This is a genomic window from Luteimonas fraxinea, assembly GCF_021233355.1.
Lineage (GTDB): Bacteria > Pseudomonadota > Gammaproteobacteria > Xanthomonadales > Xanthomonadaceae > Luteimonas > Luteimonas fraxinea.
The window spans coordinates 1,331,313-1,350,867 of the sequence record NZ_CP089507.1; the positions used below are offsets into that span (position 1 = coordinate 1,331,313).

At 68.6% G+C, this 19,555-nt stretch carries 24 protein-coding genes; 2 read left to right on the plus strand and 22 right to left on the minus strand.

What is annotated here, in order from left to right:
• Positions 1-33: 33 nt before the first annotated feature.
• The 11 genes from LU699_RS06015 to LU699_RS06065 form a co-directional block, all read right to left on the minus strand.
• The gene (locus LU699_RS06015) at positions 34-666 is read right to left on the minus strand and encodes an ATPase (protein WP_232134071.1); all 633 of its coding nucleotides are present in this window, start codon (positions 664-666) and stop codon (positions 34-36) included.
• Between the two features lie 2 nt (positions 667-668).
• Positions 669-1,025, minus strand: a complete 357-nt coding sequence (locus LU699_RS06020) for a type II toxin-antitoxin system prevent-host-death family antitoxin (RefSeq protein ID WP_232134070.1) — start codon at positions 1,023-1,025, stop codon at positions 669-671.
• Positions 1,026-1,112: 87 nt separating this feature from the next.
• Complete coding sequence (locus LU699_RS06025; protein ID WP_232134069.1) at positions 1,113-1,556, minus strand: hypothetical protein; 444 nt, start codon at positions 1,554-1,556, stop codon at positions 1,113-1,115.
• A 51-nt stretch (positions 1,557-1,607) separates the two neighbouring features.
• On the minus strand, positions 1,608-2,810 hold the full coding sequence (locus LU699_RS06030; protein WP_232134068.1) for a DUF1176 domain-containing protein: 1,203 nt from the start codon (positions 2,808-2,810) through the stop codon (positions 1,608-1,610).
• Positions 2,811-2,880: 70 nt separating this feature from the next.
• Positions 2,881-4,266: an ATP-dependent protease ATPase subunit HslU gene (gene hslU, locus LU699_RS06035; protein WP_232134067.1), complete on the minus strand. Its 1,386-nt coding sequence runs from the start codon at positions 4,264-4,266 to the stop codon at positions 2,881-2,883.
• A gap of 91 nt (positions 4,267-4,357) precedes the next feature.
• Positions 4,358-4,912, minus strand: coding sequence for an ATP-dependent protease subunit HslV (hslV, locus tag LU699_RS06040; protein ID WP_159680638.1), 555 nt, complete (start codon positions 4,910-4,912; stop codon positions 4,358-4,360).
• A gap of 68 nt (positions 4,913-4,980) precedes the next feature.
• Complete coding sequence (locus tag LU699_RS06045) at positions 4,981-5,379, minus strand: hypothetical protein (protein ID WP_232134066.1); 399 nt, start codon at positions 5,377-5,379, stop codon at positions 4,981-4,983.
• A gap of 19 nt (positions 5,380-5,398) precedes the next feature.
• Positions 5,399-6,280: a tyrosine recombinase XerC gene (gene xerC, locus LU699_RS06050; RefSeq protein WP_232134065.1), complete on the minus strand. Its 882-nt coding sequence runs from the start codon at positions 6,278-6,280 to the stop codon at positions 5,399-5,401.
• Positions 6,281-6,290: 10 nt separating this feature from the next.
• Positions 6,291-6,968 (minus strand): DUF484 family protein, encoded by a 678-nt coding sequence (locus LU699_RS06055; protein ID WP_232134064.1) that lies wholly within the window; start codon positions 6,966-6,968, stop codon positions 6,291-6,293.
• The gene (gene dapF, locus LU699_RS06060) at positions 6,968-7,807 is read right to left on the minus strand and encodes a diaminopimelate epimerase (RefSeq protein WP_232134063.1); all 840 of its coding nucleotides are present in this window, start codon (positions 7,805-7,807) and stop codon (positions 6,968-6,970) included. The genes LU699_RS06055 and dapF overlap by 1 nt, the downstream gene beginning before the upstream one ends.
• A 37-nt stretch (positions 7,808-7,844) precedes the next feature.
• The gene (locus tag LU699_RS06065; RefSeq protein ID WP_232134062.1) at positions 7,845-8,141 is read right to left on the minus strand and encodes a hypothetical protein; all 297 of its coding nucleotides are present in this window, start codon (positions 8,139-8,141) and stop codon (positions 7,845-7,847) included.
• 154 nt (positions 8,142-8,295) lie between these two features.
• On the opposite strand from LU699_RS06065, the gene LU699_RS06070 reads away from it, so the two are divergent.
• Positions 8,296-9,396: a DNA/RNA non-specific endonuclease gene (locus LU699_RS06070; RefSeq protein WP_232134061.1), complete on the plus strand. Its 1,101-nt coding sequence runs from the start codon at positions 8,296-8,298 to the stop codon at positions 9,394-9,396.
• Between the two features lie 12 nt (positions 9,397-9,408).
• Positions 9,409-9,843 carry a hypothetical protein gene (locus LU699_RS06075; protein ID WP_232134060.1) on the plus strand — a complete coding sequence of 145 codons (435 nt, stop codon included), beginning with the start codon at positions 9,409-9,411 and terminating at the stop codon, positions 9,841-9,843.
• Positions 9,844-9,883: 40 nt separating this feature from the next.
• On the opposite strand, the gene LU699_RS06080 is transcribed toward LU699_RS06075, so the two are convergent.
• The 11 genes from LU699_RS06080 to LU699_RS06130 form a co-directional block, all read right to left on the minus strand.
• Complete coding sequence (locus LU699_RS06080; protein WP_232134059.1) at positions 9,884-10,279, minus strand: YbaN family protein; 396 nt, start codon at positions 10,277-10,279, stop codon at positions 9,884-9,886.
• Between the two features lie 55 nt (positions 10,280-10,334).
• On the minus strand, positions 10,335-10,925 hold the full coding sequence (locus LU699_RS06085; RefSeq protein ID WP_425491100.1) for a lipocalin family protein: 591 nt from the start codon (positions 10,923-10,925) through the stop codon (positions 10,335-10,337).
• 37 nt (positions 10,926-10,962) lie between these two features.
• Complete coding sequence (locus tag LU699_RS06090; protein WP_232134058.1) at positions 10,963-12,045, minus strand: SAM-dependent methyltransferase; 1,083 nt, start codon at positions 12,043-12,045, stop codon at positions 10,963-10,965.
• Positions 12,042-12,848, minus strand: a complete 807-nt coding sequence (locus LU699_RS06095; RefSeq protein ID WP_232149749.1) for a DUF1295 domain-containing protein — start codon at positions 12,846-12,848, stop codon at positions 12,042-12,044. The genes LU699_RS06090 and LU699_RS06095 overlap by 4 nt, the downstream gene beginning before the upstream one ends.
• Positions 12,845-14,089: an SAM-dependent methyltransferase gene (locus tag LU699_RS06100; RefSeq protein ID WP_232134056.1), complete on the minus strand. Its 1,245-nt coding sequence runs from the start codon at positions 14,087-14,089 to the stop codon at positions 12,845-12,847. The genes LU699_RS06095 and LU699_RS06100 overlap by 4 nt, the downstream gene beginning before the upstream one ends.
• Complete coding sequence (locus tag LU699_RS06105; RefSeq protein ID WP_232134055.1) at positions 14,086-14,901, minus strand: DUF1365 domain-containing protein; 816 nt, start codon at positions 14,899-14,901, stop codon at positions 14,086-14,088. The genes LU699_RS06100 and LU699_RS06105 overlap by 4 nt, the downstream gene beginning before the upstream one ends.
• Positions 14,898-16,199, minus strand: a complete 1,302-nt coding sequence (locus tag LU699_RS06110) for an NAD(P)/FAD-dependent oxidoreductase (RefSeq protein WP_232134739.1) — start codon at positions 16,197-16,199, stop codon at positions 14,898-14,900. The genes LU699_RS06105 and LU699_RS06110 overlap by 4 nt, the downstream gene beginning before the upstream one ends.
• On the minus strand, positions 16,196-17,149 hold the full coding sequence (locus LU699_RS06115) for an acyl-CoA desaturase (protein ID WP_232134054.1): 954 nt from the start codon (positions 17,147-17,149) through the stop codon (positions 16,196-16,198). Before LU699_RS06115 ends, LU699_RS06110 begins: the two co-directional genes overlap by 4 nt.
• Positions 17,150-17,285: 136 nt before the next feature.
• The gene (locus tag LU699_RS06120; protein WP_232134053.1) at positions 17,286-18,092 is read right to left on the minus strand and encodes an anti-sigma factor; all 807 of its coding nucleotides are present in this window, start codon (positions 18,090-18,092) and stop codon (positions 17,286-17,288) included.
• Entirely contained in the window at positions 18,077-18,646 is a 570-nt protein-coding gene (locus LU699_RS06125; RefSeq protein ID WP_232134052.1) for a sigma-70 family RNA polymerase sigma factor, read from the minus strand. Before LU699_RS06125 ends, LU699_RS06120 begins: the two co-directional genes overlap by 16 nt.
• Before the next feature lie 113 nt (positions 18,647-18,759).
• Positions 18,760-19,545, minus strand: coding sequence for a hypothetical protein (locus LU699_RS06130; protein ID WP_232134051.1), 786 nt, complete (start codon positions 19,543-19,545; stop codon positions 18,760-18,762).
• Positions 19,546-19,555 lie beyond the last annotated feature (10 nt).

Consider the following 19,555-nt stretch of genomic DNA (forward strand, 5'->3'; position numbering starts at 1 on the left):
ACAGGGTGCCTGGCGACTTAGCCACGTCGATTCTCAGAAACCCAACGCCGCCTCCAACACCGGCTTCGCCCACTCCGGCGTCTTCGCCAGCGCGGCCAGATCATCCGCATCCGGCACCACCAGCCTGCCGTCGACCATCTCCAGCAGCAGCACCGGATCCGGCACCGCTTTCCCGCGCGCGACTTCGACGCTGTTGTCGTAGACCTGCAGCTGCGCGACCACCGGCATCAACGCGATCAGGTTTTCGCGCGCACGCGTCCACCGCGCGCGGATGCTGGCTTCGGGAATGTCGTGGCCGCCGACCGCGACGCGCGCCTGCACGCGCGCGATGTGCTGCTCGGCCGAGGACAGCCCGCAGAACCACATCAGCACGCCGTGGGTGCGCGCGGCTTCTGCGATGCGCGCCGGCACGGTGTTGCCGCCCAGCGTGGTTTCGAATGCATGGCTATGGCCGTGTGCGAGTGCGACGTCGAGCCGGCGCATGCCTTCCTGCCAGGCCTCCGCATTCGCTTCGGGCATCGTGCAGCCGGTTGCGGCGGCCAGTTCGCGCGCGAAGGTGTCGGGGTTGAACCACGTCATGCCGGCGCGTTCGAGCAGATGGCCGCCGACCGAACTCTTGCCGGCGCCGTTGACGCCCGCCAGCACGTAGAGGACCGGACGCGCCACGCTCAGCAGGTCGCGCCGGCCTTGACCTTGCCGCGCAGCCGCGCGGGGCCACGCATCGCGTCACGCAGGCGCGTGCCGGCGTCGTCGGCCTGCAGCGTGGCCAGGCGCGCGTCGAAACGTGTGCGCAGGGTGTCGAGCGCCGAACGCTGCGCCGCGCCGGCGGCGTCGAGTGCCTGCAGGATGGCGCCGTATTCCTCGGCCGAGAGGATCACCGCCTCGGGCGTGTTGTGATTCGTCACCACAACCTTGCCGCCGCGGGCGATGGTCTTCATCACGCCGCGCCAGCCGAGTTTCTTGACGTCGGAGGCCGGCGTGCGCGGCAGCGCATCGAGGGCGTCGAGCTTGAGGGACATCGTCATCGCGGTCGCTCCTGCGGCGGGCATGGGGAAATATACCCCAATTGGCCTATCTGGCCCTTCACGCGATGCCCGGTGTTCCGGACCCGCTCAGCGACGGGAGAAGCGCAGCACCATCCACAGGATGAGCGCGAGCAGGTTCACCCCCAGCGCCGCGGTCGACGGGCCAGCCAGCGCGAGCCGGAAGGCCTCCGACGGCACCGACCAGTCGAGGTCGACCACGACGCTGCGGCCGAAACGGAACTGCAGCGGCACCGTGGCGCCGGCGTGCCAGGCGTAGCTCAGCCACGGCGTGGCGATGACCGGAATCTGCAGGGCGAGCGCGATCCGTGACAGGCGCTCGCCGAGGGCGTCGCCTTCGAGCAGCAGCACGCCGGCGATCATCGCGAACGTCGACAGCAGCAGGCCGATCACCAGCACCAGCACCGCGCTACCGCCGAAGCCGCCGGAGGCCAGCCGCATCAGCGTGCTGGCGAGGCCGTAGAAACCACCGGCGATCTGCAGGATCGCGACGAGTCGAAGCAACACGGACATGGGCGGCGCACCGGACAGGGCGGGCGATTGTGGCGCCGTCGCCCGGCGGGCTCAAGGCGCGGCGGCAGGCTCGGCCACGCGCCACAGCACCGGCCATGCATCGGCGCTCAGGCCACCGCACGTCTGCATCTCGGCGTAGTGCGACAGCTGGAATGCCTGGCCATCGAACTGCCATGTCGCTTCGAAGCCGCAGTCGCCGATGCCGCGGCCCTTCGCGAACTGCGCGAGCGTGCCGTTGGCGGCATCCAGGCCCGGGCTGACCAGCAGGTCGAAATCCTCGCTGGGGTTCACGCTGTCGTCGGAGAGTTTCGGCGCCGGCAGGGTCAGCCGCGTGACGTCGCTGCCGTCGCGCGCGGCGCGGAATACCAGGCTCGAGCCCTGATAGGCGCCGCTGTAGCAGCTGATGAAGACCAGCGCGTGATCCACATCGAGCGGATGGGCGGCGTCCTCGCGCGAGACATCGAAATCGCCGCCCGCCTCGTTGCACTCGTGCGTACGCAGCGCGGCGACCTGCGTGTCACGCACGCTGCGCGTCAGACGCGCGGCATCGGCGTCCGACAACGGCGGCGGTGCCGAAGCGGGCTGCGCCAGGACCGGCAACGCCGGCGCCGCAGGAATCGCCGCGGCATCCTGCTCGCCGCGTCGTGCCCACGCGCCGGGCGTATCGAGTCGCTGCTGATGTTCGTCGATGTAGAGCAGCGCCGCGTTGAGGCCCGACAACGACACGCTGCGGTCCTGGTCGTCGCCCAGACGCGTGCCATTGCGGACCAGATCGATGAAGCGCGCAATCGCTACGGGATCCTCGATACGCAAGGCAGCGTTCTCACCTGCATCGCGCTGCCACGGCAACGCCGCGATCGCGGGTGCGGCGATACCGTCGAGTCGCAGTGTCGAGGCGTCCACGTCGGCCCACGGCGCGCTCAGCAGCAGTGTCTGCGTGCCATCGACGCCGGCATCGCGGGTCAACGACAGCACCAGTCCCGGCGCGGCGTCGGTGACGCCGATCGCAGCGCAGCGGCGGATGTTGTCGCAGGCGACCGTGACGTCGCGGAAGGTCCGGTAGACCGGCAGGGCGGGCGTGCCGGCGGGTGACGCCGGCAGTGCGGATGTATCCGCGGAAGACGCGGCATCGCTATCCGGTACCGCCACAGACGCGGTCGTGGATGCCGGCGTCTCCGCATCGCGTTGCGTGCACGCGCCCAACGACACAAGCAGCGCCACCAAGAGTACCGATTTGCAGGCGGCGTTCGACATCGCGACGTTTCCAACGAAAGGGCCCGCAATGATGCGGGCCCGGGGTTCGATCGTGGTGAACGCGGATGCGTCAGAGGATGTAGCGGCTCAGATCCTGGTCCTGCACCAGATCACCCAGCTGCTGGTCGACGTACGCGCGATCGATGAGCACCGTGCCGCCCTTGTCGGGCGCCTCGAAGCTCAGCGAATCGAGCAGGCGTTCGAGCACCGTGTGCAGACGACGCGCGCCGATGTTTTCCTGGCGCTCGTTGACGTGCGCGGCGATCTCGGCGAGCCGGTCCACCGCATCCGGCGCGAACGTCAGGCCGACGCCTTCGGTCTTGAGCAGCTGCACATACTGCGTGGTCAGCGCCGCCTTGGGCTCGGTGAGGATGCGGACGAAATCGTCCTTGGTCAGCGCGGTCAGTTCGACGCGGATCGGGAAGCGGCCCTGCATCTCGGGAATCAGATCGCTGGGCTTGGCGAGGTGGAACGCGCCCGACGCGATGAAGAGGATGTGGTCGGTCTTCACCGAGCCGTACTTGGTGCTGACCGTGCTGCCTTCGACCAGCGGCAGCAGATCGCGCTGCACGCCTTCGCGGCTCACGTCGGCGCCGCTCGACCCGCCTTCGCTGCGCTTGGCGACCTTGTCGATCTCGTCGATGAAGACGATGCCGTGCTGCTCGCAGGCCTCGATCGCGGCTTCGCGCACATCGTCCTCGTTGACCAGCTTGCCGGCTTCTTCCTCGACCAGCTGCGGACGCGCGGCGCGGATCGTCAGCTTGCGCTTGTGGGTCTTGCCGCCGCCGAGATTGGCGAACATCTGCCGCAGCTGCTGGCCCATTTCCTCCATGCCCGGCGGCGTCATGATGTCCATGCCCTGCCCGGCGCTGAGTTCGAGTTCGATCTCGCGATCGTCGAGATCGCCTGCACGCAACTGGCGGCGCAGCTTCTGCCGCGTCTCCGATTCCTTCGACGAGGGCTCGGCGCCGATGTCGACGGTCGCACTCTGCGCGCCAAAACCGAACGCCGGCTGCGCGGCTTCGCGCTTGGGCAGCAGCGCATCGAGGATGCGGTCCTCGGCGCGGTCCTCGGCCTGCGTGCGCACGCGCACCTTGGCCTGTTCGCGATACAGCTTGACCGCCGTGTCGGCGAGGTCGCGGATGATCTGCTCGACGTCCTTGCCGACGTAGCCGACCTCGGTGAAGCGCGTCGCCTCGACCTTGACAAACGGCGCATTGGCGAGCGTCGCCAGACGACGCGCGATCTCGGTCTTGCCGACGCCGGTCGGGCCGATCATCAGGATGTTCTTGGGCATGACTTCATTACGCAGATCGTCATCGAGCTGCGCGCGGCGCCAGCGGTTGCGCAGTGCGATCGCGACGGCGCGCTTGGCGGCGTTCTGGCCGACGATGTGGCGATCGAGTTCCTGCACGATCTCGCGCGGGGTCATGGTCGAGGAATTGGCATTCGTCATGGGAATCGGGTGTCCGTAGAAGCGTGGGCGGGTGCGCGCGACCGGCGGACGCGTGCGACCCGGCGGATCGCCACGCGCCGCCGCAGGTCGATCACAACTCTTCGACCACCACGTTGCGGTTGGTGTAGATGCAGATGTCGCCGGCGATGTTGAGCGACTCGACGGCGACGGTGCGCGCATCGAGTTCGGTGTGCGCGAGCAGCGCGCGCGCCGCCGACAAGGCATAGGAGCCGCCGGAACCGATCGCGATGATGCCGTCGTCGGGTTCGATGATGTCGCCGTTGCCGCTGATGATCAGCGAGGTCTCGGCATCGGCCACGGCGAGCAGTGCTTCGAGCTTTCCGTAGCGGCGATCGGTGCGCCAGTCCTTGACCAGCTCCACCGCGGCGCGGACCAGCTGGCCGCCGTGCTGCTGCAACTTGCCTTCGAAGAGTTCGAACAGGGTGAACGCATCGGCAGCGGCGCCGGCGAATCCGGCGAGCACCTTGCCGCCTTCGCCCAGGCGACGCACCTTGCGCGCGTTGCCTTTCATGATGGTGTGGCCGAGCGTGACCTGGCCGTCGCCGGCGACGACCACCTTGCCGCCCTTGCGGATCGACACGATCGTCGTGGCGTGGAATACGTTGGGATTCTGGCTGGGGTCCATGCGGCCTCCAAGGATCGAATCCACTGGATGGGGCCGCGCCCGCCCGGATCAAGGCATCCGACGTTGCGTCATGGTGTCGCGTCGGCCGCAGGCCCGCGCACGTGGCGATCCAGACGCCGTCCCGCGCGCACGCCCAGCACGGTCGCGATGCCGGAGATCACGATCGCCATCGCGTTCGCGCTCACGGCATCGGCGAACGTGAACTGCCCACCACCGAGGCGCTGCACCACGAGCACGCTCGACACCCAGCCCACCGCCCACAACACCAGCGCGGCACGCATGAACGGCTGCCGCGCGGCGAACGCGCCGCCGGTCGACGACAGCAATGCGATCACGCCGGCCTGCACCGCGGTCGACACCGGCGCCACGCCCGACGGCACCGGCGGAAACAGCGACGCGGCGAGCAGGCCGAGCAGCATCTGCAGGGAAACCGAGACGGCCAGGCCGATGACGATGCGCAGGTTCATGGACAACTCCGGGTGTGCATCAGGACTTGCGGCGCGCGCGCGGATGCGCGGCGTCGTAGACCTTGGCCAGATGCTGGAAATCGAGATGGGTGTAGATCTGCGTGGTCGCGATGTCCGCGTGGCCCAGCAGTTCCTGCACGCCGCGCAGATCGCCAGACGATTCGAGCACGTGGCTCGCGAACGAATGGCGGAGCAGATGCGGATGCACGCGCTTGAACAGGCCCTGGCGCTGCGCGAGCAGGCGCAGGCGCAGCTGCACGGCGCGCGCCGAAATCGGTGCGCCGCCGCGACCGGGGAACACTGGCGCCGCCGACGTGCCGCCACTCTCGGTGCGCCACTCGGTCAACGCGCGCAGCGCATGACTGCCGACCGGCACGCTGCGCTGGCGGCTGCCCTTGCCGAGCACGGTCACCAGACGGCCGTCGAAATCCAGATCACGCCAACGCAAGCCGACCAGTTCGGACAGGCGCAGGCCCGACGAATAGAACAGTTCGAGCAGCGCGCGATCGCGCAAACCGAGCGGAGCGTCGACCGGCACTTCGACCAGTTGCGTGGCCTCGTCGACATCGAGCACCTGCGGCAACTTGCGCGGCGCCTTCGGGCCACGCACGCCGGACGCGGGATTCGCGCTGATGTGGCCGTGCTTGAGCAACCACTGGTAGAAGCTGCGACATGCGGACAGGCGCCGCTGCAGGCTCTTGGGCGACAGGCCGCCGCGGTGGCCGGCGGCGACGAAGGCGCGAATGTCCTCGCCGTGCAGCGCGCGCAGATCGCCGCGCGATTGCGCACCGGTCCAGTCGACCAGCGCGGTCAGATCGCGGCGATAGGCGTCGAGCGTGTGCACCGACATCCGCCGTTCGATCTGCAGATGGTCGAGGAACGCGTCGACGTCGGCGTGCATGCGCGTGCGCTCAGGCGGCGGTGTCGAACCGTCGCATCGCGGTCGCGAACGCTTCGCCCATCATGCGCAGGAACAGCGTGCCCATGCCGGGATAGAAGCGGTTGGCGTCGCGGCTGCCGACCGCGACCAGGCCGATGCCGGCCAGCGGCAGCAACGCGCTCGAATGCACTTCATCGACGCGCGGACCGTACAGCAGCGACTGCTTGTCCGGATGCAGGCGGCCGCACAGCGGCTCCTCGTCCTTCAGGCAATCGACGAAGGGCTGCAGCAGACGGTCGTCGCGCGCGACCACCTGCAACCAGTCTTCCTCCAGCCCCGGCACCGGCGCGAACAGCACGATGCGCACCAGATCTCCGTTGAAGTCTTCCGCCAGCGTCGCGGCGAGCGCGCGCACGGTGGACGCAGGATCGGACTGGCGCATCAGCGCCAGCGTGAGCTGGTGCGTGCGCACCGCGAGACGCTCGTTCTCCTGTGAGATCGCGAACAGATCGCGCAGGCGCTTGGACAGTTCGCGGTTCTTGTCGCGCAGCACTTCGAGCTGGTAACTCGCGAGCGAGGCGGCGGGGCCGTCTTCGCGCGGCACGACCAGGGTCAACGCCAGATCCGGGAACTGCTGCAGGAAGCTCGGGTGGCGACGCAGCCATGTGGCGACTTCGTGTGCGCCGAGTTTCTCGGTCGTTTCGCTCATCACAATTCCCCTTCGAAAACGAATGCAGCCGGTCCGGACATCGACAAGGTGACGTCGTCGGCGGGCCAGTCGATGTGCAGGGTGCCGCCGGGCAACGATACGGCGACGCTGCGCCCGGTGCGACCGCGGCGCGCGAGCACCGCGACGGCCGCGCAGGCGCCGCTGCCGCAGGCCAGCGTTTCGCCGACGCCGCGCTCGAACACGCGCAGGCGGATGCGGTCATCCGCGATCACCTGGGCAAAGCCGACGTTGACAGATTCGGGAAACCAGGCCGAGGCCTGCAGCGCGCGGCCGATGCGCGCGACGTCCGCAGACGCGACATCGTCGACTTCGATCACCGCATGCGGATTACCCATCGACGCCGCGCCGAACGCGAGCGTGCCGATGCCGTCGACCGGCAGCGTGTACAGCGGCTGCGCCGTGTCGACACCGGCCATCGGAATCCGCGCCGGCACGAACTCCGGTACGCCCATCGCGATGCGATAGCCCGCGCCTTCGCGCGTGACCGCATGCAGGCCGGCCGGACTTTCCAGCACGAAACCGTCACCGCCCACGCCGTCGCGCACCAGCCACGCGGCCACGCAGCGCGCGCCGTTGCCGCACTGCTGCGAGGCCGAGCCGTCCGCGTTCCAGATGCGGTAGCGCGCCAGCACGCCGGTGGCGCGCGGGGTCTCGACGGTGAGAATCTGGTCGCAGCCGACGCCGGTGTGGCGATCGGCCAGCGCGCGGCACAGCGCGGCATCGGGCGGCGGCACGTCGCCGCGCAGGTCCAGCACGACGAAGTCGTTGCCGGCACCATGCATCTTGGTGAAGCGCAGCGGGGAGACGGTTCCGGACATCAGGGACGACAGCGGTGCGAACGGGTGTCGCGCAGGCTCACGGCGTTCCGGTGGTGGCCGGCGGCACGTCGCGGATCAGCGGCACCGGCTGCGCGGGCGGCGTACCGGTCGCGTCGTCGGTCGTGCCGTCGTCCGTGGTGTCTTCGTCGGCGTCGTCTTCCCACGCCGCTTCTTCTTCGGCGTCGAGCTGTTCCTGGGTCGGAATCGACGACTTGAAGATGTAGCGGCCGCGGTCTTCCGGCGGCACCTGGCGCGGCTGCAGGAGGTCGGCCTTGTTGCCGCAGGCGGACAACAACAGCGTGGCGGCGAGGATCGGCAGGAGACGGGTGTGCATGCGCGGAAGTGTAGCCCGGCGCGTGGCGCGCGACATCACCGGCGTTGCTGTTCAGATGACAGCACGATGACAGCGCACCAAGGGTCGGCCCCAGATTGTCCGGGTCTGCCGCCCCACCCAGACTTTGCGGCATCCGCGCCGACAGGACCGCACGATGGGCATTCTCGATGGGCTGGGCAACGCTGCCTCGCAGGCTGGTGGCTTCTTCAAGGGCGCTGGCGAAGTGCTTTGGGAGACCGGCGAAGGCGTGGTCACCCTCGGCGGCAACGCGCTCAAGGCCAGCTACGACCTGAGCCCCGCGGGCCTCGCCGTCGACGGCGTGACCGGGCTGTACGAGCAGGCGACCGGCAACACGCTCGACGCACCGGAGTGGTTGCCGTCGGCTGCACGCGGCGGTGAGCGCATGGAGGCCGCCGCCGAGGTCGTCTCCACCCTCGCCCGCAACCCGGGCCTGCTGGTCGATGCGGTGGTCGATCCGATCAAGGCCGACTGGCAGGCCGGCAATTACGGCGAAGCGATCGGCCGCGGCGCGACCGAACTGGTGCTGGCCGTGGTCGGCACCAAGGGCGCCGACAAGGCGGCCAAGGGCGCGAAGGTGGCCGACGCCGCGGATACGGCCGCGGACGCTGCGCGTGTCGCCGATCGCGCCGACGCTGCCGGCGATGCCGGTCGCACCACGGCTGCTCGCGGCGCCGACGAGGCGGATCTGGGCGACATCCTTGCCGACGCGGACAGCGGCCGCACCGTCGGCGGACGTCGGGTGCTGGCGTTCGAGTCGATGGACGATTTCAACCTCGCCGCCAACGCCGCGCGTCCGGACACCGTCTACGAATTCGGCAACTACCGCTGGACCACCGACGACCAGGCGCGCGTGATCCGCGCCGAAGGCCGCGTCGATCTGGAACCCGTCGGTCGCAACGATGCCGGCCTGCAGCGCGACATCGGCAACGAAGGCCGCGCGACCGACGTCGGCTTCCACATCATCGCCGACCGCCTCGCCGGCCCGACCAACCGTCTGAACGTCGTGCCGGGCAATGGCAAGCCGATCGGCGATGGCCTGCCGAATCTCAACAACGGCGAGTACAAGCGCTTCGAGAACGAACTGGCGCGACTCGCCGGCGACGGGCACGAGGTGGATATGCGGGTATCGCCCCAATACAATCCGGGCAACACCAGCAACCGTCCCGACACCTTCGTTGCGGAATATCGCGTGGATGGCGGCGACTGGATCGACCAGACCTTCCCCAACAAGTGATGCGAACACGCCATGGATGATCTCAATGCCGCCTATGCCGACACCGTGCGTGCCGTCGCGGCGAGCGTCCGGGATGTGAACGACGGCGAATGGGGTGCGCGCGACTGGCTGCGCCTCGTGGTCGATTTCGAATCGCTGTCCGAAGACGGCGGCGCGCCGCGCACCAGCAGCATTTCGTTCGCGATTGCGCGCGAGGGCGATGGTCCGCTGGAGAAGGTCGCGTTCCGTCTGTCGCCCGAGGCCAAGGCCGGCTTCGCGCAGATCGGCCGGATCATGCACGCGCAGAAGGGCCAGGACTGGACCACGAGCACGCTGGTCGTCGAACGCGACGGCCAGTACGACTTCCAGTTCGCCTACACCCCGCCGTATCGCCTGTCTGGCAACCTCAACGACACGCGCTACCGCGATTATCTCGAGCGCTACAAGGCCGAGACCGGCGCGCCCTAAGCGCGCGGAGACCGTTCGCGCGCAAGCGCGCTCCCACTGATCAGACGCTTGGCGGCTCCGGCCGCAGCCATAGCCAGGTCGCCACCGCGGCCATGCACGCGATCGGCAGCGCGGTCATCCACCAGCGATGCGCCGGTATCCACAGCATCAACACGAGCAGGATCGCGGCGCACAGCGTCATCGTGCCGGTCGCGAGCCATTTCGCACGGCGACTGACCGCGCCATGCGCCTGCCAGTCGCGGATCGACGGGCCGAAGCGCGGATGCGCCAGCAGCCAGCGATGCAGACGATCCGAACCGCGTGCCGCAGCCCAGGCGGCGATCAGCACGAACACCGTCGTCGGCAGGCCGGGCACGAACACGCCCACGATGCCGAGGCCCAGACTGGCGTAAGCCAGCAGCCACCAGGCCCAGCGGAAGCGCGTGCGTCGTTGCATGACGCGCATTCTATGCGCGGCGTCCGTGATCGCCGGACGCCGCGCCCGGAACGGTCTATTCGACGCGGGTCGCGTCGGGCACGCGCGCCGGATCGCCGGCCGACTGCGGCACGCGGCGGATCAAGGAGAGGTCGTAGCCGAGTCCGCGGATGCGTTCCATGTGCGCCGCGTAGTCCGCGTCGGAGATCACCGGCGTCCGCGCCATCAGCCACACGTAGTCGCGCTTGCTGCGGCCGACGATGGTCTGCTGGTAGTCGTCGTCGACGTAGACGATCACGTACTCGGCCTTGATCGGCCACACGAACTGCATGCCCCAGATCGCATTGCCGGTGCCTTCGCGCACGGTGCCGGTCGGGTGCAGCGTCTTGATCTTCTCGTCGAAGCCGCCGTCGCGATAGCGGAACGTCGTGTCGACCTTGCCGTCCTCGCGCAGCGTGTAGGTTTCGACGGAATCGAAGGCTTCTTTCTCGAGACGCGTCGGGATCTGCGCGATCACGTACCAGTCGCCCATGAAACGGGGGACGTCGACATGTGCGACCGGGGGAATCTGTTCCTTCACGTTGCCGCCTCCACAGGCCGCGAGCATGCCGGTGGCGATGCCCGCGAGAATCAGGCCAGCGGCAAACCGCCGGTTCGAAGTCGCCATGAAACCCCTCCTGCCGTGAGTACGGCGTCGGTCGCGGTCAGCCCGCGCGTGCAAACCGGTAATGCGCGACCAGCCACTGCTGGCCACGCTCGTATCCGAACAGTTCCGCGCAGGACATCCAGAACATCCGCCAGCGCTGGAACCACAGCTTCGCACCGTCACGTCCATAGGCCTGCTCCAGCACGCGCATCACCGCGTCGCGGTTGCGGTCCTGGTTGGCGAGCCAGTGGTTCGACGTCTTTTCGTAATGCGTGCCGTCGAGCAACCAACGCTGTTCGATGCCCAGATCGCCCTGCTGGAAATGCAGCAGCGTGTCCGCCGCCGGCATCAGGCCACCGGTGAAGAAATGCCGCCCCATCCAGTTGTCTTCGCCGGCCGTCTCATAGGGATACATCAGCGTGCGGTGCGCGAAGATGTGCACGAACAGCTTGCCGCCGGGGCGCAGCCACGTGCCGATGCGCGTCATCAGGATCTGGTAATTGCGCATGTGCTCGAACATCTCGATCGACACCACGCGGTCGAAGGCTTCGGTGTCGAGCTCGAGCTGGTTCACGTCGCAGGTGATCACCCGCACGTTGCTGAGACCACGCGCCTTGCACTGCGCTTCGATGTGCAGACGCTGCGGCCGCGAGTTCGAGACCGCCGTGATGCGCGCCCCGGGAAAGTGCTCGGCCATCCACAGCGTCAGCGAACCCCAGCCGCAACCGAGCTCGAGGATGTCCTGCCCATCGGCCAGCTCGGCGCGCGCGCCGTACAGCGCGAGCATCGCGTCTTCGGCTTCGTCGAGCGTCTCGTTGCCGGTCGGGTAGTAGCAGCTGCTGTATTTGAAGCGGCGCCCGAGGCATAGCGCGAAGAATTCCGGCGGCAGCTCGTAGTGCTGGGTGTTGGCGGCATCGGTGTGGATGGCGACTGGACTGGTGCGCAGCGACTGCAGCAGCGTGTCGAAGCGCGTCGACTGCGCTTCCACGCTGCCTTCGGCTTCTTCGGCCAGACGCTGCGCGCACAGGCGGCGGATGCCGAGGCGCAGCGCCGCGTCAGGCACCAGACCCCGCTCGGCCATGCCGATCAGGCCGGGCGCGGCGGAGTCGCGTTCGAGTTCGGGGCGGGCCACGGCATTCATGCGGAAGGTCCTTCGGGGTCGGAACGGGCGGATTCGGAGCGGGGAAACCACGGAAACAGCATCGGTGTAGTGCGCTGGTAGTCGCGGTAGTCGTCGCCGCGCGAGCGCAGCGCCTGCTGCTCGGTGTAGGGGATGCCGCTGACGTAGCGCAGGAACAGATACATCAGCACCGGCCCGACCAGCGCCAGCCACCACAGCGGCGAGCCCGCGGCCAGCACGACATAGGTCAGCCAGTGCAGCCATTCGAAGAAGTAGTTCGGATGGCGCGAATACCGCCACAGGCCTTCGCGACAGGTCTTGCCGCGGTTCGCCGGGTCGGCGCGGAAGTCGGCGAGCTGGCGGTCGGCGACTGCTTCACCGCCGACACTGATCAGCCACACCGCGATTGCGGCGAGCAGACCGAGCGAGGACACCGGGTTGGTCGCAACGGCGAGGAACGGCAGCGCGAACAATGCGACCAGCAGCGCCTGGGCCTGGAAGAACAGGAAGAACTTACGCTGGTCGCCGTGCCAGTGCTTGCGCAGGTAGGCGTAACGGCCGTCTTCGTCTTCGCTGCCGACGCGCTTCCACAGATGCGCGGCCAGACGCAGGCCCCACAGCCCGCCGAGCACGGCGAGCAGGATCCTCGGCAGCATCGCGCCATCGCCGAGCAGTGCGACCACGATGGCCGCGCCGCCGACACCACATGCCCAGACCACGTCGACGATGCCGGCGTTGTCGCGCGCCTTCTGCCAGCGCCATGCGCCGGTCATCGCGATCGCGGCGAGCGCCCAGACCAGCATCAGCGTCCAGAGCGGGCTCATGACGCCATCGCCCGCACGTGGCCCGGCTTGCCGAACAGCAGGTGCGATACGCCGATCGAGCGCTCGCGGAACCCGCCTTCGCAGTAGGCGAGATAGAAGGTCCACATGCGCTCGAAGCGTGCGTCGAAACCCTGCTTGCGCACGTCGGACAGACGCGACAGAAAGCGCTCACGCCAGATCTGCAGCGTGCGGGCGTACGAGGGACCGAAGTCGTCCTGCTGCAGCAGTTGCAGATCGCTGGCTGCGGTCTTGGCCTGGAGCATCGCCGAGATCGACGGAATGAAACTGCCTGGGAAGATGAAGCGCTTGATGAAGTCCACCGAATCGCGCGCCTGCGCGTAGCGGTGGTCTTCGATCGTGATCGCCTGCACCAGTGCGGCACCGTCCGGCTCGAGCAGACTGCCGAGCTTGCCGAAGTAGGTCTCCAGATACTGCGCGCCGATCGCTTCGATCATCTCGATCGACACCAGCTTGTCGTAGGTGCCGTCGAGATCGCGATAGTCCTGCAGCAGCAGCGTCACCCGATCCTGCAAGCCGGCCTCGGCGATCCGCGCGCTCGCCAGCGCGTGTTGCTCGCGCGAGATCGTGGTCGTGGTGACGTGGCAGCCGTAGTGCTGCGCCGCATGCAGCGCAAAGCCGCCCCAGCCGGTGCCGATCTCGATCACCCGATCACCGGGCCGCAGCGCCAGCCGTTCGCAGATGCGATCGAGCTTGCGGGTCGATGCGGTTTCCAGCGTGTCACCGTCGCGCTCGAACAGCGCGGACGAATACATCAGGTCGGGCGAGAGGAACAGCGAGAAGAAATCGTTGCCGAGGTCGTAATGCGCGGCGATGTTGCGGCGGCTGCCGTCGCGCGTGTTCCGGCGCAGCGCGTTCCAGCCGCGCATCGCCAGACCGCCGAGGCGCGCGATGCCGGTTTCCATGCCGTCAAGCAGATCGCGATTGCGCACCAGCAAACGCACCAGGCCGACGAGATCGTCGCTGTCCCAATGGCCTTCCATATAGGACTCGCCCGCACCGACGCTGCCGTTGGCGGCGACCAGCCGGTAGAACGCGGGATCGTGCACGCGTACCTGTACCGGGCGCAGTTGAGCGTCGCCGAAGGTCTCGCTGCCGAGCGCATCGTCGAGCCGCAACGCGCCGCCCTGCATCTGTGCGAACTGGGCGACGAGCCGTGTGCGCAGCGTGCGTTCGAGCGCGCCGAACGCACGCGGCGTCGCATGGGCGGCGATCTGGTTCATCGGAAAGGCTCCTGTTCGGCGCCCGGCAGGCGCGGATGGTCGTGCACCGGGTTGCGCTTGAGCCACAGACGCAGCGCCTGCCAGTGGATCGCGGCGACGACCTGCACGGTCATCAGTGGGTAGCGCCACAGCACGCGCGCCAGAGAGGCCGCGTCCAAGGGTCGCCGCTGCAGCGTCATGGTGGCGTCGAATTCGCGCACGTCTTCGCGCAACACATCCATGTGAATGTGCAGATCCTCCACCGGCGGTGTCAGCCGCCAGCGGTAGCCGTGATCCATCGCCATGAACGGCGACACATGGAACGCCTTGGCGAAATCCCACTGCAGGGCGCGGCCATGACGCTCGGCGTCCGCGGCCGGCAGCACGTAGGCGTGGCGTTCCTTCCACGGCGTATTGGTGATCTCGGCGACGATGCAGTCAAGCGTCGTGCCGTCGGCGCGGTAGCAGTAGTAGAAGCTCACCGGATTGAAGACGAATCCGAAGTAGCGCAGATGCGTCAGCAGCCGGATCGGACCTGCAGGCCTGCGCCCGAGCGCGGCTTCGACGCGCATACGCACGGCTTCGGCGAGCGGCACATCGGTCGGACCCAGATAATCGGAGCGGCGGAACCGGGCCAGCGCGGGGCGCCGGGTCGACCACAGCCAGCGACCGTCGAAAACACGATCGAGCTCGTCGAGATCCAGCCACAGCTGCGCGACGCGATACGAGAATTCATGCGGCACCGGATGGTACCGGCGATGGCGCACCACGCCTTCGTAGACCGCGCTCTGCAGCGGTGCGACGTGGTCGGCGCGATCGCCATCGCCGCTCATGCGACTGCGCTCACCGGCATCGGCGTCGACTGCGCGCGGCCGGCGGCCGCCAGCGGCCCGAGACCGAATGCACGCGCGACCTGTGCTGCGCTGCGGATGCCGTCTTCGTGGAAGCCCCAGCCCCAGTACGCACCGGCGTACCAGGTGTGACGCTGGCCCTGGATCTCCTCGCGCCGACCCTGCGCGGCCACCATCGCCGCGTCGTAGACCGGATGCGCGTAGCGCATGCGCGCGATCACTTTCGCAGGATCGATCGCATCGCTGCGGTTGAGCGTGACCACCAGCGGTTCGGGTGTGTCGAGGCTCTGCAGCTGGTGCATGCAGTAACTCACCGTGCACGCGGCATTGGGCGTCGCCGGCACGTGCGCGTTCCATGCCGCCCAGGCCTTGGGGTCGCGCGGCAGCAGACGCGCATCGGTATGCAGCACGGTCTCGTTGGTCTGGTAGCGGATCGCGCCAAGGATGTCGCGCTCGGCGCCATCGGCATCGTCGAGCAGCGCCAGCGCCTGGTCGCTGTGGCAGGCCAGCACGATCTGGTCGAAACGCTCGCTGCCCGCCGCGGACGCCACATGCACGCCGGCTGCATCCCGACGCACCGCATCGACCCGGCAGCCGACGCGCTCGGTCACCGACCAGCGTGCGCGCAAGGCATCGATATAACGCGACGAGCCGCCACGCACCACGCGCCATTCCGGGCGCCCGGTCAGCTGCAGCATGTGGTGGTTGGCCATGAACTGGACGAGGTAGCGCGCCGGAAACTCGAGGATGCCGGCGCTCGGCGACGACCATAGCGCCGACGCCATCGGCACCAGATGCAGATCGCGGAACGCGTCGCCGTAGCGGTTGGCCTGCAGGTACTCGCCGAGCGTCGGCCCGGCGTCATCGCCGTCGAGCAGCGCCGGCGCCTCGCGATAGAAGCGCTTGAGGTCGCGCAACATGCCCCAGAACCGCGGCGACAGCAGATTGCGGCGCTGGCAGAACAGCGTGTCGAGCGAGGTCGCGTTGTACTCCAGGCCGTCGGCCTCGTTGTGCACCGAGAAGCTCATCGTCGTCGGCTGCGACGCGACATCCAGCGATTCGAACAACCCGCTCAGCAGCGGATAGTGCTGCGGATTGAACACGATGAAACCGGTGTCGACCGCGTACTCGCGTCCTGCCATCTGCACGGCATGCGTATGCGTGTGACCGCCGAGGCGCGTGTCGGCTTCGAACAGCGTCACCGCATGGCGCTGCGACAGCCACCACGCAGTGGCGAGCCCGGCGATGCCCGAACCGACGACGGCGATGCGCTGGCTCATCCGCGTGCCTTCTCGTGCACCCATGCGGGCACCGGCTTGAGGTCACGCACCAGACCGACCCACGACATAGCCTTGAGGCCATACCAGGTCAGATCGATCTCCCACCAGCGGAAGCCCTGACGCACGGTGCCGGGGAAGAAGTGATGGTTGTTGTGCCAGCCCTCGCCGAAGGTCAACAGCGCCAGCCAGATGTTGTTGCGGCTGTCGTCGCCGGTCTCGAAGCGCTGGCTGCCGAAGCGATGCGACAGCGAGTTGATCGTCACCGTCGCGTGGAACAGCACGGTGGTGGAGATGAAGAAACCCCAGATCAGCATCTGCCCGCCCGTGGTGCCGAGGCCCGGCGCGACGCGCTCGAGCAGTGCGCCCAGACCGAACAGGCCGACCGCAAGCAGCACCGGAATCAGCGTGTCGAAACGATCGAGCCAGCGCAATTCTGGAAATTTCGCCAGATCGGGAATGCGCGACCAGTCGGTGCGGAAGCCTTCGCGGGTCAGGAACCAGCCCATGTGGCTCCACCAGAAGCCGTGCACACGCGGCGAGTGCGGATCGAGTGGGGTTTCGGTGTGGCGGTGATGATTGCGATGGTGCGCCGCCCACCACAGCGGACCGCGCTGCACGCAGGATGCACCGATCAGCGCAAAGACGAACTGGACGACACGCGACGTGCGGAAGGTGCGGTGCGAGAAGTAGCGGTGGTAGAAACCTGTCAGCGCGAACATGCGGATCGCGTACAGCGCGACCGCGACGATCACCGCGATCGGCGACACTCCGACCCAGAACACCAGCAGACAGGCGAGATGCATCGCCACGAACGGCGTCGCGCGCAGCCAGTCGATCCGGTCGTCGCCTTCGCGCACTTCGTTCGCCTGGGCGCCGGTATCGAACCAGCGGCCCAGACTCGCGCGCAATGTGCGGGCACCGGTCGCGTTGCGGCCGGAATCGCTCGACATGGGGAACTCCTGCGGGTGTGACTGTCAGGAAATACGCGCGGACGTGAAAAACGGATGCATGCGATGCGCATGCGTTCACCGTCTCGATGGTCAGGCGCGGACGCGCGGCGGCCTGTGGCCGCCACGCGTGGGTGAATCAGATGCGCAATGCGCCGCTCGCGACCACGGGCCCGGTCGGTGCGCCATCCGGCGCGCCACCCGGCGGCTCCAGCGACACTGCCAGCGTGGCGCCTGCGATCAGCGCCGCATGCAGTTCCGCCGGCACCTCGACGGCGCGCGTGCGGTCGTGCGGCAGCAGGCCGAGCGACGCCGGCGCGCCGCCTTCCGGAATCAACCACAGCTCGGCGACGCGGCCTTCGGCATCGACATCCGCCGGCAGCGGTACGACGAGCACGCGGCCATGCGCGGCATCGACCGAGGCGAGCCACGCCGGCGAGCCGTCTTCGTGCGCGAGCGTGGTGACCGGGAGGGCCTCGGCGGCGGGTGCAGGCGTGGGCGTGGGGATCGGCGTCGGCGCGACGACCACCGGCACCTCGCGCGCGTCGTCGTCGACCGGCACACGGCCGACGAGCACTGCGACGATCGCGACGACCGCCGCCAATGCCGTGGCGCCGCGCCAGAAACCGGTGCTGTGCCAGAGGCCTTCGGGCTTCGCGGCCACGGGTGTCCAGCCAAGCGCGGTGCGGATACGCGGCCACACATGCGCAGGCACGTCGGCGGTCGGAAATTCGGCGAACCAGGGCGCAAGCCGCAGATCCCACTCGGCGACCAGACGTGCGAAGCCCGGATCGCGTGCGATGCGTGCCTCGGCCGCTGCACGCGCCTGCGCGTCGAGCACGCCCAGCACGTACTCGCCGGCGAGCAGATCCGCGCGCGGCGGCTCGGGACCGCCGTCGTCGTCGATGTCGAAGTCGGGATCGCGCACGTTCATGGCTCCAGGCATGTCCGCAGCTGCAGCAGCCCGCGGCGGATCCAGCTCTTCACCGATCCCAATGGCGAACCCACGCGCTGCGCGAGTTCTTCGTAGGTCGCGCCGTCGAAGAACGCGGCGCGGATCAGGCGGCGGCGTCGCGGCTCCAACGTCTCGAAACAGGTGTCCAGACGCGAACGGTCACCGGCGCGCTCTGTCGATTCCAGCGGCGTTTCACCGTCGTCCGGCATCGCCTCGATCAGTTCGACCGGCGCGAGCTGGTGCTGCGGACGCGCACGCAGGCGGTCGATCGCGGTGTTGCGGGCGATCGTCGCCAGCCAGGTCGTCGCCGCGGCGCGCGCGGGATCGAACTGCGCGGCCTTGCGCCAGATGCGCACGTACACGTCCTGCAGGGCGTCTTCGGCTTCTTCGCGGTCGTGCAGCACACGGATGCACACGCCGAGCAGGCGCGATGCACTGGCGCGATACAGCGATTCGAAAGCGCGCTGGTTGCCGTCGGCGACCTGTGCCAGCCAGACGTCGAGGCCGGGTTCGGTCGCAGTTGCGGTCGCATCGTGCTGTGGCATCCGGCGCGCGAATCCCGGGAAGTGATGGACCGCCATCCTCACCGGCGCCCGCCGTTCGCGCAAGCGCGATCGTGCGATCCGGTGGCCGCGACCCGTTCGCAGGTGGACGGGCATCAGGTGCTGCATCGGCCGCTCAACGGGTCTTCGAGCGCAGCCGCGACTTCGCTTGCGGCAACGGCGCGCGGCGCCTGCGCGGGGAACACGATGCGCACGTCGCGCGGCTTGCCGCGCGCGTCGCGGACCGTGCCGGGACCGGCGAATTCGCGCAGCCGCTTGTCGTCCAGGCCGTAACGCAGCTCGATCGGCGGCACCGCGAAGCCGAACCAGCGGTCGACCGACATGCGCAGCTGGCGCATGCCATCGGCGTCACCGACTTTCGCCACGCGCACCGGCATGAACGCGAAGCGCTCGGGCAGCAGGAACGACAGCCGCTGCGGCGCATCGCCCAATGCAGCCCAGTGCGTGCGCACCGCGGCATCGAAACCGGCATCGATCACCGCATCGTCGGCAGCCGGCAACGCGGCGGTCCGCGGCGCGCCTTCGCCACGCTGGACGAAGATCTCGCGTTTCCCATCGCGCGTGCGCACGCCTTCGCGATAGCCGCTGCGGGCGTCATGGAACGCAAAGTCCGGCTGCGTGGCGTTGACCTGCGCGCGCACGATCTTGCGCGCGAACGCGGCGCCATCCGGGCAGCGGTACAGCACCACGCGCCTGGCGACGTCGCCGTCACGGTCCTGGTAATGCACTTCCCGATACAGCAGCCGGCCATCGTCGCGTGCCAGCGCCCGCGCCTCTTCGCGCTCGGCGGCCGCCAGCGGAAACGCTGCGAACAGACACGCGAGCAGCGCAACGAAGACCGTGCGCGCCGCAACGACACGTTCGGCAGCGGGCAATGACATGGGCGACTCC

Coding starts and splice junctions, on each gene's coding strand:
- LU699_RS06020 (WP_232134070.1), bottom strand. CDS start 1,025: ATGACGATGTCCCTCAAGCTCGACGCCCTCGATGCGCTGCCGCGCACG.
- LU699_RS06025 (WP_232134069.1), bottom strand. CDS start 1,556: ATGTCCGTGTTGCTTCGACTCGTCGCGATCCTGCAGATCGCCGGTGGT.
- LU699_RS06030 (WP_232134068.1), bottom strand. CDS start 2,810: ATGTCGAACGCCGCCTGCAAATCGGTACTCTTGGTGGCGCTGCTTGTG.
- hslU (WP_232134067.1), bottom strand. CDS start 4,266: ATGACGAATGCCAATTCCTCGACCATGACCCCGCGCGAGATCGTGCAG.
- hslV (WP_159680638.1), bottom strand. CDS start 4,912: ATGGACCCCAGCCAGAATCCCAACGTATTCCACGCCACGACGATCGTG.
- LU699_RS06045 (WP_232134066.1), bottom strand. CDS start 5,379: ATGAACCTGCGCATCGTCATCGGCCTGGCCGTCTCGGTTTCCCTGCAG.
- xerC (WP_232134065.1), bottom strand. CDS start 6,280: ATGCACGCCGACGTCGACGCGTTCCTCGACCATCTGCAGATCGAACGG.
- LU699_RS06055 (WP_232134064.1), bottom strand. CDS start 6,968: ATGAGCGAAACGACCGAGAAACTCGGCGCACACGAAGTCGCCACATGG.
- dapF (WP_232134063.1), bottom strand. CDS start 7,807: ATGTCCGGAACCGTCTCCCCGCTGCGCTTCACCAAGATGCATGGTGCC.
- LU699_RS06065 (WP_232134062.1), bottom strand. CDS start 8,141: ATGCACACCCGTCTCCTGCCGATCCTCGCCGCCACGCTGTTGTTGTCC.
- LU699_RS06070 (WP_232134061.1), top strand. CDS start 8,296: ATGGGCATTCTCGATGGGCTGGGCAACGCTGCCTCGCAGGCTGGTGGC.
- LU699_RS06075 (WP_232134060.1), top strand. CDS start 9,409: ATGGATGATCTCAATGCCGCCTATGCCGACACCGTGCGTGCCGTCGCG.
- LU699_RS06080 (WP_232134059.1), bottom strand. CDS start 10,279: ATGCAACGACGCACGCGCTTCCGCTGGGCCTGGTGGCTGCTGGCTTAC.
- LU699_RS06085 (WP_425491100.1), bottom strand. CDS start 10,925: ATGGCGACTTCGAACCGGCGGTTTGCCGCTGGCCTGATTCTCGCGGGC.
- LU699_RS06090 (WP_232134058.1), bottom strand. CDS start 12,045: ATGAATGCCGTGGCCCGCCCCGAACTCGAACGCGACTCCGCCGCGCCC.
- LU699_RS06095 (WP_232149749.1), bottom strand. CDS start 12,848: ATGAGCCCGCTCTGGACGCTGATGCTGGTCTGGGCGCTCGCCGCGATC.
- LU699_RS06100 (WP_232134056.1), bottom strand. CDS start 14,089: ATGAACCAGATCGCCGCCCATGCGACGCCGCGTGCGTTCGGCGCGCTC.
- LU699_RS06105 (WP_232134055.1), bottom strand. CDS start 14,901: ATGAGCGGCGATGGCGATCGCGCCGACCACGTCGCACCGCTGCAGAGC.
- LU699_RS06110 (WP_232134739.1), bottom strand. CDS start 16,199: ATGAGCCAGCGCATCGCCGTCGTCGGTTCGGGCATCGCCGGGCTCGCC.
- LU699_RS06115 (WP_232134054.1), bottom strand. CDS start 17,149: ATGTCGAGCGATTCCGGCCGCAACGCGACCGGTGCCCGCACATTGCGC.
- LU699_RS06120 (WP_232134053.1), bottom strand. CDS start 18,092: ATGCCTGGAGCCATGAACGTGCGCGATCCCGACTTCGACATCGACGAC.
- LU699_RS06125 (WP_232134052.1), bottom strand. CDS start 18,646: ATGCCACAGCACGATGCGACCGCAACTGCGACCGAACCCGGCCTCGAC.
- LU699_RS06130 (WP_232134051.1), bottom strand. CDS start 19,545: ATGTCATTGCCCGCTGCCGAACGTGTCGTTGCGGCGCGCACGGTCTTC.